The organism is Streptomyces sp. NPDC002619 (assembly GCF_042889305.1).
Classification (GTDB): Bacteria; Actinomycetota; Actinomycetes; order Streptomycetales; family Streptomycetaceae; genus Streptomyces.
This window is the reverse complement of record NZ_JBIAQV010000005.1, coordinates 318,334-331,571: the sequence shown is the minus strand read 5'-3', so window position 1 is coordinate 331,571 and position 13,238 is coordinate 318,334. Positions and strand designations below refer to the sequence as shown.

The window sequence follows — 13,238 nt, the reverse complement described above, 5'->3', positions numbered from 1 at the left end:
ACCCAGGACGAGCCTACGCGTGTGTCTGCGTTCGCTCATTCCTGCGGTCGTTCACCTGTGTGCGGCGTGGTGGCCACTTTCGGCCCCTCGTCACCGGTGCGCCGGTGCACACTCGTCGGGTTCCGGGGGATCTTCTGGGGAGGGAAACCGTCTTGAGGCAGTAGGCGCACCGCTGGAGAGCCACGGCGGCGGCCGTGACGGTCGCCGGGCTGGTCACGTGGGGGCTCGGCGCGACCGGCGCGTCCGCCGCCGTGCAGCCGTGCATCGACCTGAGGGTGCTCGTCGTCGACGATGGCGGCGCTCCCGTGGCGGCCATCAGGTCCCGGCTGAGGAGCGAGGGCGTTCCGTACACGACCGTCGACCTCGGGGACACCGGCCGCCCGGCCGTCACCGCCGCCTTCCTGGCAGACAGGGTGAACGGTGTGCCCCGGGCCGGGTACCAGGGCGTCGTCCTGCCGAACGAGGCACCGTTCGGCGCGGACTCCGCCGAGCGGACAGCCCTGGAGGCGTACGTGCGAGCCTGCACTGCGCAGTGCCCGGGGCGGGGGAGCATCCGTGGGGCACGCTGCCGTACGGCGTCGGACCCGTCCGGTGAGGTGCCGGCTACCAGTTGGTTGCCCCGGTCGCGCCACCCAGCGACAGCACCACGAGCGCCGTGGTCGCCGCCGTCTCCGCGAGCCCGCCGAACACATCGCCGGTGACCCCGCCGAAGCGGCGCGTGCAGCGGCGCAGGAGGAGTTCGGCGACGGCGACGGCGACCACCACCGCGAGCGCCGTACGGACACTGTCGTACGGCCCGAAGAGCGCGCCCCCGGCCGCGGCCACCGTGACGACCCCGACCGCGACGGCCACCGCACCACCCCGGGGCACCACCCCGGCGACCGCCGCCCCCAGCCCCTCCGGCCGGGCCGCCGGCACGCCCGCTCGGGCGGCGAGGGTCAGCGCTAGTCGGGCGGCGGCGGCCGAGACGACAGCGGCCAGCGCACCCCGGGCCCAGGAGTCGCCATAGGCCTGCGCCAGGGCCGCCACCTGGGCCAGCAGCACGAACAGCAGCGTGACGACCCCGAACGGGCCGATGTCCGACTGCTTCGTGATCCGCAGCGCGTCCTCGGCGGGCTTGCCGCTGCCCAGCCCGTCGGCGGTGTCGGCGAGGCCGTCGAGGTGCAGACCGCGGGTGAGCACGGCCGGTACGGCGGCGGTGGCGACGGCGGCGAGGAAGGCACCGGCGCCGAGGAACAGCAGCAGTCCGCCGAGCGCCGCCGCGCACCCGCCGACCACGAGCCCGGCCAGCGGGGCGCACAGCATGCCGCCGCGCGCGGCCTCCCGGTCCCAGCGGGTGACCCTGACCGGGAGCACGGTCAGGGTGCCGAAGGCGAAGCGCAGGCCGTCCGGCCAAGGGGTCTTGAACACCGGCGCAGGCTACCCGGCGGTCGGGAAGGGCCGTACGGCCCCTGGGGATAAAGTGCGCATATGGGACAGTGGCTCTATCGGAACATCGTAGAACCGGGCAAACTGCCGCTGCTTCTCGCCCTGACCGCCTTCGTGCTGACCTTCCTGGTCACCCGGGTCATCACACGTCTGATCCGGGCGGGCAGGGGGCCGTTCGGCAATGTGAAGGCGGGCGGGCTGCACATCCACCATGTGGTCCCGGGTGTCGTCCTCACCGTCGTCGGCGGCTTCGGTGCCGTGGCCGGTGGGCGGCAGGGCTTCGGCTCGGCCGTCGCGGCGGTCGTGTTCGGCATCGGCACGGGCCTGGTCCTGGACGAGTTCGCGCTGATCCTGCACCTCGACGACGTCTACTGGAGCGAGGAGGGCCGCACGAGCGTCGAGGTCGTCGTCCTCACCGCTGCTCTCGTGGGTCTGGTGCTCGCCGGGTTCGCCCCGTTCGGCGTCAACGACCTCTCGCAGGAGGAACTCCAGGACCGGACCACGGTCATCGCGAGCGTTGCGACGAACTTCCTCTTCTCGCTCGTCGCGCTGGACAAGGGCAAGGTCCGTACCGCGATCTTCGGCGTGATCGTCCCGGTCGTCGCGATCGTCGGCGCCGCACGCCTGGCCCGGCCCGGCTCCCGGTGGGCCCGGCGCTTCTACGGGCGCCGCCCGCGTGCTCGCGCCCGCGCCACCCTGCGCGCCTACCGCTACGACCGGCGCTGGGCTGGCCGCAGCCGTGCCTTCCAAGACTGGATCGGCGGCAAACCCGACCCGGGCCGCCTGCCCGACCGCCGCTGACGACCACGGCGGCTCCGCTGCCGTGGACGCGGAGCCACCTTCCTGCACAGCGCCGCGCGCCTATACCGCACCGGGACCCCGCGCAGCTCCACCGCCACGCACAGCGCCGCCACGCCCACCAGTGCCGCCAGATGCTCCTTGCCGGCGAGGTTCTCCTTGACCAGCACCTCGATCACCATCGCCGTGGCCACCGCACCTGCCGTGACATACGCGCCGTACTGCAGGGCCAGGTACACGGCGAGGCCCACCACGGCCGCCGACGGGCCGGTGTCCACGACCCCCGCGTCCGAGGCGGGCAGTCCCAACGGGTGGTCCGGGCCCAGCGCGATGCCCACGCGCGCGTACAGCGTCCCGGCTAGCGTCGCGACGTAGGCGACGGTCAGCGTCCGCCACCGGCCCAGGCAGATCTCGGCGATCCCGAACACGAAGAGGATCTGTGCGAGCGCGCCCCACACCGGCAGGTCGAGCGCGGGCACGAACAGCGACAGGGGAGTGCGCAACAGACCGAGCCACAACGGCTCCCCGGCCCGCACCGCGCCCACGTCCTGCACGAACCGGTACCCCCACGACTGGTTCTGCACCAACTGCAGCACCGTCGTCAGACACACCGCCGCGGCGGTCATCGGAACCGCCGCCAAGCGCCGCTCCAGCAGGGATTCGCGCACGGTGACGTACAGCAGCCCCCACTCGGCGCGGGCCCAGCGGGCCGGCGTCCTCATGCGGCGGCCCTCATCGATGCGTCTCCAAGTGCTTGCGGTGCAGCCACTTCGGCAGCCCCGGCGCCGCGGGCCCCGGCGTCGGATTCCCGCGGGCCCCGCGACGCCTCGCACGCACGCTCGCTGCGTTGCCGAACCGCCCCCGTCGCTCCGCCACGAAGGCGTTCCGGCGCCTTGCGATCGCACGCACCAGGCGCCGCGGGGCCCGCCCTTCGGGCGGACGACGGGAATCCGACGCCAGGGCCCCCAAGAACCCCTCCGCGCGCGCCGACGCGAGGCCGATGCGCGGCAGGTCCGCGCTCTTCTCGAAGAGCAGGAACCGCGGCTCCCAGATGGGCCGGTACTTGGCGTTGGCCCGGTACAGCGACTCGATCTGCCACCAGCGCGAGAAGAAGCTGAGGAGATGGCGCCACAGCCGCAGTACCGGGCCCGCGCCGAGACGCGCGCCACGTTCGAAGACCGAGCGGAACATCGCGAAGTTCAGCGAGACCTGCGTGATCCCGATCTCCCCGGCCCGCCGCAGCAGTTCGATGACCATGAACTCCATCAGCCCGTTGTCGGAGTCCCGGTCCCGTCGCATCAGATCGAGGGACAGCCCGTGCGGCCCCCAGGGCACGAAGGACAACAGCGCCTTGAGCTCGCCCCGGCCGTCATGACACTCGAGCATCACGCACCGCCCGTCCCCCGGGTCCCCGAGCCGCCCGAGCGCCATGCTGAACCCGCGCTCGGTGGCCCCGTCCCGCCAGTCGTCCGCGCGCTCGATCAGATACGCCAGCTCGGCCGCCGGAACGTCCTCGTGCCGCCGTACGCGCACCATGTACCCGGCCCGCTTCACCCGGTTGTACGCCTGTCGGACGGTGCGCATGGCCCGCCCCTCCAGCGTGAACTCGGCCACCTCCACGAGTGCCTCGTCACCGAGCTCCAGGGCGTCGAGCCCGTGCCGCGCGTACACGGTCCCGGCCTCCTCGCTCGCGCCCATCACCGCCGGGATCCACCCGTGCGCCCGCGCCTCGGCGAGCCACGGCACGATCGCCCCCGGCCAGGCCTCGGGGTCGCCGAGCGGATCGCCGGAGGCCAGCGACACCCCGCCCACGACCCGGTACGCCACCGCCGCCTTCCCGGTCGGCGACCACACCACGCTCTTCTCGCGGCGCAGCGCGAAGTACCCGAGCGAGTCCCGCTCGCCGTGCCGCTCCAGGAGTTCCCGCAGCCGCTTCTCGTCGTCCTCGTTGAGCGGGTCGACGGCGCGCCGGGAGCGGAACGCGGCGTAGAACACGGCGAGGACGAGGGCGGTGCTGAGCACGTTGATGCCGACGTTGACCCAGTTGGGCGTGGAGATCCCGGGGAACCGGGACTCGTCGACGGCGACCGAGACCAGCCGTCGCGTGCCGTAGTGCCAGCGCTCCGCGAAGGTCGAACTCCCGGCGTCCGGCGCCCGGTTGGTGACCGTGACGAGGAGCGCGGCGAGCAGGGAGGCGCCGAGTCCGCCGCCGACCGCGACGCCGGCGGCGAGCCTGGGGTTGGACCGGTCGCCCTTGGCGTAGAACTCACGGCGCCCGACGAGCAGCGCGGTGACGAAGGCGGCCGTGAGGCCCAGGGAGATCCAGTTCTGGGCGTACCGCCGGATCTCGGGGTACGCCATGGCCCACGCGAACAGCGCGAGGAACGCTCCGCTGAGCACCAGGTTCAGGATCCAGGCGGCGCGCTTGCGGCGGCGCATGGTGATGGCGAGGAACGCGGTGAAGACGCCGGAGGCGAAGCCGGCGGTCAGCAGGTACGGCGTGAAGAAGTTCTCCTGGTTGTGCCGCCGCACATCCTGACCGAGGGAGACCCACACGGCACTGAGGAAGTTGACGAAGGCGACACCCCGCAGGTACCAGACGGCGAATCCGGCGGCTCGCGAGACCGCCCCACCCCCCGACGGCCCGTCCCCGACTCCTCGCTCAGCACCAATGCGGGCATCTCCCATGAAGAGAGATCATATGCCCGCAAATCCCCCAAATCGGGTCAGGCGGCGAGCCCGGCGGTGCCGAACTCACCGTCACCGACTACTCCTTCTCCTCCGGCTCCTCCGAAATTCCCGGCTCCTTCGAGGGTTCCGGTTCCTTCGAGGGTTCCGGTTCCTCCGGAAGTTCCGCCGACAGAGACGCCGCCGCCTGCACGAACGACAGCGCAAGCAGCGCGCCCACGCCCTCGCCCACCTTCACGCCCTGGTCGAGGAGTGGCTCCATCGCCATCCGGTCCAGCGCCTTCGCCTGCCCCGGCTCCCCGCTGTCGTGGCCCGCCAGCCACCAGTCCGGCGCCCGGAACGCGATCCGCTGGCCGACCAGCGCGCACGCGGCGGCCACGACGCCGTCCAGGATCACCGGCAGCTTCCGTACGGCCGCCTGCAGCAGGAACCCCGTCATCGCGGCGAGGTCGGCCCCGCCCACCGTCGCCAGCAGCTGCAACTGGTCCCCGAGCACCGGCCGCGCCCGCCGCAACGCGTCCCGGACCGCCGCGCACTTGCGCATCCACGTCAGATCGTCGATCGCGAGCCCGCCCCGCCCGGTCACCACCGACGCGTCGGTCCCGCACAGCGCGGCGACGAGCACGGCCGCCGCCGTCGTACCGCCCACGCTCACATCGCCGAGCACCACCAGATCCGTACCGGAGTCGGCCTCCTCGTCGGCCACGGCGACACCCGCCCGGAACGCCGCCTCGGCCTCCTCGAGGGTCAGCGCGTCCTCGACGTCGATACGACCGCTGCCGCGCCGCACCCGGTGTCGTACGACATCCTCGGGGAACGCCGCCGGATCGCAGTCCAGCGCCATGTCCACCACCCGCACCGGCACCCCGAGCCGCCGTGCGAGCACCGCCACCGGGCTGCCGCCCTCCAGGACCGCCCGCACCAGCCGGTCGGCACTGCCCGACGGCCGCGCCGAGACGCCCTCCGAGGCGATCCCGTGGTCACCGGCGAAGAGCACGACCCGCGGCCGTTCGACCGGTCGTACCGGAACCGCGCCCTGCGCCGCGGCCAGCCACTCACCCAGGTCGTCGAGGCGCCCCAGGGACCCGGGCGGAACGGCCAGACGTTCCCGGCGTGCCTCGGCGTCCCGGCGCACGCCTCCGTCCGGGCGCTCGATCAGATCGGTGAAGTCGTCGAGATTAAGCGAGCTCATTCGCCGAACAGTACCGGCAGCGGACGAACACCAGGACGCCACATCGACACCCCACCCGCACGGCGTCTTGGCAGCCAAGATCGCCATCCCATACGTTCCGGTTTGCCGAGAATTGCCGAGGATTGTTGAAGAAGGTCGTACGACCGGGAGCCGCCCATGCAGCCGGAGCCGTCCACGCCACCCGCCCCCAGGGCCACCGCCCCCGTGCACGAACCCCGTCGCGAGGACTGCCCCTGGTGCGGCTCCACACGTCTGCGCACCCGGCTGCGCGCCCCCGACCTGCGGCGTCGCACCCCCGGGACCTTCGTCGTGGACGAGTGTCAGGACTGCGCGCACGCCTTCCAGAACCCCCGCCTCACCGCCGAGGGCCTGGCCCGGCACCACCGCGACCTGGACGACGGGCACCCGCAGCCCTTCGCCGAGCGCGTCCGTTCGGCCCAGCGCCACCGCGCGGCGGCCCACGCGCTGTTCACGACCCCCGGTTTCGACGAGCCCGAGAGCTGGCTGGACGTCGGCACCGGCCACGCCCGCTTCCCGGAAGCGGCGCGCCAACTCTTCACCTACACGTCGTTCGACGGTCTCGACCCCACACCCCGGGTTCAACAGGCCCGTGCGGCGGGCCGGATCGAGGAGGCGTACACCGGCCGGCTGACCGATCCCCGCATCGCCGCACACCTGCGCGCCCGCTACGACGTGGTCAGCATGTTCCACCACCTGGAGCACACCCCCGACCCGCGCGCCGAACTCCGCGCCGCCCTGACCGTCCTGCGCCCGGGCGGCCATCTCCTCATCGAGGTCGCGGACCCGAACAGCGCGTTCGGCACCCTGCTCGGCAAGTGGTGGCACCCGCACGGCCAGCCCCGCCATCTGCATCTGATGCCCCTGGACAACCTCCGCGTGGAACTGGAGTCCCAGGGTTGCACGGTCCTCACGACCGACCGCCGTGCCGCCCACACCCCCGACGACCTCGCGGCGGCCCTGTCCCTGGCCCTGCCCCACGTCCTCCCGAAACGGCTGCTCGGGGCCGCCACCCCGCTGCGGGCGGCGGTGACGGCCCTGGACCACGCCCTGGCCCCCCTGCTGCGCCGCACCCGCTTCTCCAACGCGTACCGCATCATCGCCCGCACGGGCGGCCACAGCCGCACATAGCCAGGTGCCGCACCCAACCCCGCCCAGCTCCGGCCGACGTCAGCCGCGCAGCACCAGCGCCTGACCGGCGACCACCAGCAGCACGTGCTCGCACTCGGTCGAGAACGCCGCGTTCAGTCGGCCCAGTTCGTCCCGGTAGCGACGTCCGGACGCCGTCGACGGCACGATGCCCGAGCCGACCTCGTTCGAGACGGCGACGACGGTCCGCCGCGCGGCGCGCACCGCCGCCGTCAGCTCCCGCACCCGCTCCCGCAGCGCCCGCTCCCCACCGGACGACCACTCCGCGTCGTCCCACGCCCCCACGGAGTCCATCGCGTCCGTCAGCCACAGCGACAGACAGTCGATCAGCAGGGGCGGCCCGTCCTGCGCCAGCAGCGGCACCAGGTCGCACGTCTCCGTCGTACGCCACGACCCCGGCCGCCGCTCCCGGTGCGCGGCCACCCGGGCCGCCCACTCGGTGTCCCCGTTGCGCGCGCCCCCCGTCGCCACGTACAGCACATCCGGGAACGACTCCAGCCGCCGCTCGGCCTCCACCGACTTGCCCGACCGCGCGCCGCCCAGCACCAGTGTCCTGCGCGGTACGTCCGGCACCTCCTCGTACGCCCCGACCGCCAGCGTCGTTCCGTCCGGTACCGCGCGCGCCCCGGCCGCCGCCAGCCGCCGCCTGAGCTCCGGGCCCGGCGGCACGTCATGGTCGAGATGTACGGCGATGACGTCCGTGGTCGGCCCGACCGCGCCCACCGCCCGCAGCTTGGCCAGCGCGTCCGGCCGCCCCACGACGTCGGCGAGCACCATGTCGTACGCCTCGGCGTTCCCCTCCTCGAGGCCGGCGGGCGCGCCCCCGGGCGGCAGATACAGCAGCTTCTGCCCGTCCGGCCCGGTCACCGCGTACCCGGTACCGCCCGCGTCCATCGCCAGCGCCCGCACCCGATGTCCCGTCAGCAGGGCCAACTCCCGTCCGTCCGGAACCCGTACGGGCTGCGGCAGCCCGGCCGGCACCTCCACCGCCGGGCCGTCGTGCGGATGCGACAGCAGTACCTGCCGTACGCCGCCCAGCGAACGGCCCGCCCGCGCCGCCGCGAACGCCGCACCCGGCGTCAGGTCGATCAGCAGCGCCCCGTTCACGAGCAGCGCGGTCGCCGCGCGGGCGTCCGGGCCGAGCGCGGTCGCGCACACCGCGCAGGGACAGTCGGGGCGGGGCAGTCCCGCGGGGGCACCGGTGCCGAGCAAAGTCACTTCCACGAAAATGATTTTCCCGTGTTCCCGCACGTGCCGCGCGCCTGAAGCACCCTCACTCCTCTCACGGCGCAACCGGCGGAGCGTCTACGCTTTCGATCTGCAGGTCTCACACCAGGGAGGCGTACATGCCGGCATGGACGTGGCGGTTCGAGAAGGCCGACGGGACGGAGGTCCAACCCGCGGTGCAGCCCGAGGAGTTCACCACGCAGGGGGATGCCGAGTCCTGGATCGGTGAGTACTGGAAGGAACTGCTCGCGGGTGGCGCGGACCAGGTACGGCTCTTCGAGGACGCCACGGAGATCTACGGCCCGATGAGCCTGCACGCCGACGAGGCGTAACCCTCGCACGCGCACGGAGGGGGCGGCCGCCGGACCCGCGGTGGACCGCCCCCGCTCACTGCTTGCCCAGCGTGACGTCCACCGCGTGCCCGGTGCCGCCCCGCTGGAACGTCACCGTCGTCCGCTGCCCCGGCCTGTCCGTCGCCAGCGTCTCGGACAGCGAGGTGATCGTGGTGATCCGGACGCCGCCGATCGCTGTGATGACGTCACCGGGACGTATACCGGCCTTTTCGGCCGCGCCGCCGCTCTTCACCTCGACCACGGCGACCCCGGCGGGCTGGAAGGACTCGTCGACGACGGTCCGCCCGGTGATGCCGAGCGCCGCCCGCCCCGAGTCGGTGACCCGGCCCTCCTTGACGATCTGGTCGGCGACCGTCGTCACCATCGACGCCGGGATCGCGAATCCGATGCCGGGCGCCGCGCCGCCCCCGAGGTCGGGGTCGGCGGCGGCCAGGGTCGGGATGCCGATGATCTGCCCGTCCAGGTTGACCAGGGCGCCTCCGCTGTTGCCCGGGTTGATGGCAGCCGAGGTCTGCACCATGTTGGCGATGGTGGCGCCCGTACTGCCGTTCGGACCGCCCTCACTGACGGTCCGTCCGGTCGCCGACACGATGCCCTGCGTCACGCTGGACGACAGCCCGAGCGGTGAACCCATGGCCAGCACGATCTGCCCGACCTGCACCTTCTTGGAGTCCGCGAACCGGGCCGGCGTCAGCCCCGCAGGAACGCGGTCCAGCTTGACGACCGCGAGGTCCTGCTCCGGGTACGAGTACACGAGCCGGGCGGTGAGCGGGACCTCGCTGTTGGCGGTGGTCACCTGGAAGGTCTTCTCGGTCCCCACCACGTGCGCGTTGGTGACGATGTGCCCGTGGTCGTCGTACAGCACCCCGGAGCCGAGGTCCTGTCCGGCCTGGATCTGCACGACCGACGGCAGGACGTTCTTGATCACCTTCAGATAGGCGCTCTCGAGATCGTTACCGGCCCGCTGAACCTGGGCGTCCGCCGCCGCCCGCGCGGTCGGGTCCCCCTCTCCCGGGGAACCGGAGTCCGTACACCCGGAGGCGAGCCCGACGGAACACACGAGGGCGAAGAACAGGCCGGTGAACCGAAGAGCACGGCGACGGAAGGCGTCCATGCCCCGAGTCTCTCCACGTTCCGAGCCCCCGGCCCCTCAGCTTCACCCGAACGAGCTTCCCGGCCCGCGGTCCGATCCATCCGCCGCCCACTGTGTCCGCCGCAACGGCGCTCGGCCAGAACGCGGCAACCGGGTGGTGCCGAACCGGCCGCGCCCGCCCCCGTGCGCCCCCGCGGAGCGGTCAGCCCCGCACCCCGCACAGATGCACCAACGCCGCCACCCCGCGGTACGGATCCGTCCGCCCCGCGCGCTCCTCCGCGGCCAGCAGCGTCTCCAGTTCGGCCGGGATCTCCGTCCCGTCCGCCGCCGTGTCCGTGAACACCCGCACCCCGTACCAGGAGTGCAGCGGCGCCCCGATCCCGGCCAGGGTCGCCGTCAGTGCGGCCAGGCGGTCGGCGCGTACGTCGAGACCCAGGCGATTGCGATACGTCGTCGTGTCGAACGCCGCCAGCGCCGTGGCCCAGTCACCGGACAGCCCCGGCCGCATCGCCAGCGCGTCCCCGTTGCGCACCAGCAGCGACAGCAGTCCGCCCGGCGCGAGCATCCGGGCCAGCCCGGCCAGCAGCGCGTCCGGCTCCTCGACGTACATCAGCACCCCGTGGCACAGCACCACGTCGAAGCTGCCCGGCAGGAAGTGGACACCCGTGTCCCGCCCGTCCCCCTGCACGATCCGCACGCGCTCGCGGATCCCCTCCGGCTCGTCGCACAGCACCTTCCGCACCGCCGCGACCATCGTGGCGTCCCGCTCGAGGCCCGTCACCTGATGCCCGGCGCGGGCCAGCCGCAGCGCCTGCGTGCCCTGGCCCATCCCCACGTCGAGCACCCGCAGCCGCTGCCCCACCGGGAACCGCCCGGCTATCTGCTCGTCGAGCTGCCGGGCCACCAGTTCCTGTCGTACGACATCACGCAGCCCGCCCAGCCTGCTCAGCCAGGCGTCCGCCGCGCCCCCGGAGAAAGAAGCTGCGCTCAGGGCCGCTCTCCGCGCTTGACCTGCGGCTTGGGCAGCCGGAGCCGGCGCATCTGGAGGGAACGCATCAGGGCGTAGGCGACCGCGCCCTTGGTGCTCTGGTCGGGGAAGCGCTCGGCGAGCCGCTTCTTGAGCCGGAAGCCGGAGACGACCGAGTCCAGCACGATCAGGACGATCACGATCAGCCACAGCAGCAGCGCGATGCTCTGCAGCGCCGGCACCCGCACCACGCTCAGGATCAGGATGACCACGGCGAACGGAAGGAAGAACTCCGCGACGTTGAAGCGCGAGTCGACCCAGGCCCGGGCGAACTTGCGCACCGGACCCTTGTCCCGGGCAGGCAGATACCGCTCGTCACCACCCGCCAGCGCCTGACGCTGCCGCTCCATCTGCGAGCGGCGCTCGTCGCGCTGCCGCTTGGCGGCGTCCTTGCGCGTCACCGGCGTGTTGGCCACGCTGCGGCGCTGGGTCTGGGCCTCACTGCGCTTGGGCGTGGGGCGGCCCTTCGGGGCCTGCGGGTCACGGGTCTGCTTGGAGTCGGTCATGCCCGCCTTGTCGGCGGGGGCCTTCTCATCCTTGGCACGGCTACGGAACACAAAACCCAAGGGTACGGGGTACCCGGGGTTGGACCCCAGCCCGGTGGGGAACGATCCGGCAACACCAGTCGTCTGTAAGGGGACAGAGGGGACGTTGCAGGCGGTTGCGGATGGTTGCGCTCGGTTCATTCGGCGGTACCCCGGGGGCCACCTACTCCCTACGCCGGAGCGGGATCGTACGCAGTCGTCCTCGGGGATGAGCGCATCGGTCCCCGAACAGTGCGGTAATGGATGCAGGGCCCGTACTGTGGGTTCTGTCGCAGGATCTGTGAGCTGGAGTCCGTCAGAAGGGGGCGCGCGAAGCCCATGAGCGGTGTCATGAAGCGTATGGGGATGATCTTCCGCGCGAAGGCGAACAAGGCCCTTGACCGGGCCGAGGACCCGCGCGAGACCCTCGATTACTCGTACCAGAAGCAGCTGGAGCTGCTCCAGAAGGTCCGCCGTGGCGTCGCCGACGTGGCGACCAGCCGCAAGCGGCTCGAGCTCCAGCTCAATCAGCTGCAGTCGCAGTCCACCAAGCTGGAGGACCAGGGCCGCAAGGCGCTCGCGCTCGGCCGTGAGGACCTCGCCCGCGAGGCGCTCTCCCGCCGCGTCGCCCTCCAGCAGCAGGTGACGGACCTCGAGACGCAGCACACGACCCTCCAGGGCGAGGAAGAGAAGCTCACCCTTGCGGCCCAGCGCCTCCAGGCCAAGGTCGACGCCTTCCGTACGAAGAAGGAGACGATCAAGGCCACGTACACCGCCGCCCAGGCCCAGACCCGCATCGGCGAGGCCTTCTCGGGCATCTCCGAGGAGATGGGCGACGTCGGCCTGGCCATCCAGCGCGCCGAGGACAAGACCGCCCAGCTCCAGGCCCGGGCCGGCGCCATCGACGAGCTCCTCGCCTCCGGCGCCCTCGACGACCCGTCCGGTATGGCCAAGGACGACATCCAGGCCGAGCTGGACCGTCTCTCCGGTGGTACGGATGTGGAGTTGGAACTGCAGCGCATGAAGGCGGAGCTGGCCGGCGGATCGCCCCAGCAGGCGATCGAGGGCGGCACCGGCGAGGGGCAGTCCCAGCAGCAGCCGCAGGACACACCGCGGTTCGACAAGCAGTAGCCGAACGCCTGGAGGGCGAGATGGCCGACATGGTCGTACGGATCATGGGGGAGGGGCAGCTGAGGCTGGCCGACAGCCACCTCGGCGAACTCGACAAGCTGGACGACGAACTCATGGCCGAGGTCGTGAAAGGCGACGGCCCCGGCTTCCGCACCACCCTCCAGGGCCTGCTCACCAAGGTCCGAGAGCTGGGCGAGCCCCTGCCCGACGACGCCCTCGAACCGTCGGACCTCATCCTGCCGTCGCCGGACGCGACGCTGGACGAGGTCCGCGAGCTGCTGACCGACGAGGGACTGATCCCGGGCTGACCGGCACGCCGGCCGGCCCGGGACCGGCCGGTCAGCCCAGGGTGAACCAGGTGCTGCGGGACTTCTGCCACTCCGGGTGGGTGAGATCCTTGGCCTCGGTGGAGTCGCCGTACAGGTCCGCCGTACCGTCGTCAGTGATCAGCTGCACCCGCGCACCGGAGATCACCGTCGCGGGCACCGACACGATCGCCTCCCAGGCGCCCGCGTCCGGCGTCGGCAGGTCCAGCACCTTCAGCGGCTGGTGTCCGGCGACGCCGTCCCACGAGTAGAGCGCGTACGGGTCGCTGTTGTCGTCCACCTGA

13 protein-coding genes and 1 pseudogene are annotated in these 13,238 nt (G+C 72.5%); 5 read left to right on the top strand and 9 right to left on the bottom strand.

The features are described from left to right. Nucleotides 1-603: 603 nt before the first annotated feature. A complete protein-coding gene (locus ACFYXB_RS12585) occupies nucleotides 604-1,410 on the bottom strand; it encodes an adenosylcobinamide-GDP ribazoletransferase (RefSeq protein WP_389580870.1) in 807 nt (268 codons plus the stop codon). A gap of 60 nt (nucleotides 1,411-1,470) precedes the next feature. Between ACFYXB_RS12585 and ACFYXB_RS12580 the strand changes: the two genes are divergently transcribed. Continuing rightward, nucleotides 1,471-2,229: a hypothetical protein gene (locus ACFYXB_RS12580; RefSeq protein ID WP_389580868.1), complete on the top strand. Its 759-nt coding sequence runs from the start codon at nucleotides 1,471-1,473 to the stop codon at nucleotides 2,227-2,229. Here the strand turns inward: ACFYXB_RS12580 and ACFYXB_RS12575 are convergent. The 3 genes from ACFYXB_RS12575 to cobT all read right to left on the bottom strand — a co-directional run bounded on the left by ACFYXB_RS12575 (nucleotide 2,139) and on the right by cobT (nucleotide 6,106). Further along, the gene (locus ACFYXB_RS12575; protein ID WP_389580866.1) at nucleotides 2,139-2,948 is read right to left on the bottom strand and encodes a hypothetical protein; all 810 of its coding nucleotides are present in this window, start codon (nucleotides 2,946-2,948) and stop codon (nucleotides 2,139-2,141) included. The two genes, ACFYXB_RS12580 and ACFYXB_RS12575, sit on opposite strands and share 91 nt — an antisense overlap. A gap of 10 nt (nucleotides 2,949-2,958) precedes the next feature. Then, nucleotides 2,959-4,914, bottom strand: coding sequence for a phosphatidylglycerol lysyltransferase domain-containing protein (locus tag ACFYXB_RS12570; RefSeq protein WP_389580863.1), 1,956 nt, complete (start codon nucleotides 4,912-4,914; stop codon nucleotides 2,959-2,961). A gap of 79 nt (nucleotides 4,915-4,993) precedes the next feature. Next, the gene (gene cobT / locus ACFYXB_RS12565) at nucleotides 4,994-6,106 is read right to left on the bottom strand and encodes a nicotinate-nucleotide--dimethylbenzimidazole phosphoribosyltransferase (RefSeq protein ID WP_389580861.1); all 1,113 of its coding nucleotides are present in this window, start codon (nucleotides 6,104-6,106) and stop codon (nucleotides 4,994-4,996) included. A gap of 156 nt (nucleotides 6,107-6,262) precedes the next feature. On the opposite strand from cobT, the gene ACFYXB_RS12560 reads away from it, so the two are divergent. Next, nucleotides 6,263-7,255: a class I SAM-dependent methyltransferase gene (locus ACFYXB_RS12560; RefSeq protein ID WP_389580860.1), complete on the top strand. Its 993-nt coding sequence runs from the start codon at nucleotides 6,263-6,265 to the stop codon at nucleotides 7,253-7,255. A gap of 39 nt (nucleotides 7,256-7,294) precedes the next feature. On the opposite strand, the gene ACFYXB_RS12555 is transcribed toward ACFYXB_RS12560, so the two are convergent. Further along, nucleotides 7,295-8,497 carry a bifunctional adenosylcobinamide kinase/adenosylcobinamide-phosphate guanylyltransferase gene (locus tag ACFYXB_RS12555; protein WP_389580858.1) on the bottom strand — a complete coding sequence of 401 codons (1,203 nt, stop codon included), beginning with the start codon at nucleotides 8,495-8,497 and terminating at the stop codon, nucleotides 7,295-7,297. Between the two features lie 122 nt (nucleotides 8,498-8,619). Here ACFYXB_RS12555 and ACFYXB_RS12550 point away from each other — a divergent pair, with 122 nt between their 5' ends. Next, complete coding sequence (locus ACFYXB_RS12550) at nucleotides 8,620-8,832, top strand: hypothetical protein (RefSeq protein WP_351354016.1); 213 nt, start codon at nucleotides 8,620-8,622, stop codon at nucleotides 8,830-8,832. A 55-nt stretch (nucleotides 8,833-8,887) separates the two neighbouring features. Here the strand turns inward: ACFYXB_RS12550 and ACFYXB_RS12545 are convergent, their stop codons facing one another. The 3 genes from ACFYXB_RS12545 to ACFYXB_RS12535 form a co-directional block, all read right to left on the bottom strand. Further along, nucleotides 8,888-9,967: a S1C family serine protease gene (locus ACFYXB_RS12545; protein ID WP_389580854.1), complete on the bottom strand. Its 1,080-nt coding sequence runs from the start codon at nucleotides 9,965-9,967 to the stop codon at nucleotides 8,888-8,890. 181 nt (nucleotides 9,968-10,148) lie between these two features. Continuing rightward, complete coding sequence (locus ACFYXB_RS12540; protein ID WP_389580850.1) at nucleotides 10,149-10,850, bottom strand: class I SAM-dependent methyltransferase; 702 nt, start codon at nucleotides 10,848-10,850, stop codon at nucleotides 10,149-10,151. 83 nt (nucleotides 10,851-10,933) lie between these two features. Then, nucleotides 10,934-11,530: a DUF3043 domain-containing protein gene (locus tag ACFYXB_RS12535; RefSeq protein WP_389580848.1), complete on the bottom strand. Its 597-nt coding sequence runs from the start codon at nucleotides 11,528-11,530 to the stop codon at nucleotides 10,934-10,936. Between the two features lie 306 nt (nucleotides 11,531-11,836). Here ACFYXB_RS12535 and ACFYXB_RS12530 point away from each other — a divergent pair, with 306 nt between their 5' ends. Together ACFYXB_RS12530 and ACFYXB_RS12525 are read left to right on the top strand one after the other, a co-directional pair. Continuing rightward, nucleotides 11,837-12,628 (top strand): PspA/IM30 family protein, encoded by a 792-nt coding sequence (locus tag ACFYXB_RS12530; protein ID WP_351354027.1) that lies wholly within the window; start codon nucleotides 11,837-11,839, stop codon nucleotides 12,626-12,628. 29 nt (nucleotides 12,629-12,657) lie between these two features. Next, the gene (locus ACFYXB_RS12525) at nucleotides 12,658-12,936 is read left to right on the top strand and encodes a hypothetical protein (RefSeq protein WP_351354108.1); all 279 of its coding nucleotides are present in this window, start codon (nucleotides 12,658-12,660) and stop codon (nucleotides 12,934-12,936) included. Between the two features lie 31 nt (nucleotides 12,937-12,967). Here ACFYXB_RS12525 and ACFYXB_RS12520 read toward each other — a convergent pair. Then, nucleotides 12,968-13,231: pseudogene (locus tag ACFYXB_RS12520) on the bottom strand (hypothetical protein); the annotation flags it as partial. Nucleotides 13,232-13,238: the final 7 nt, after the last annotated feature.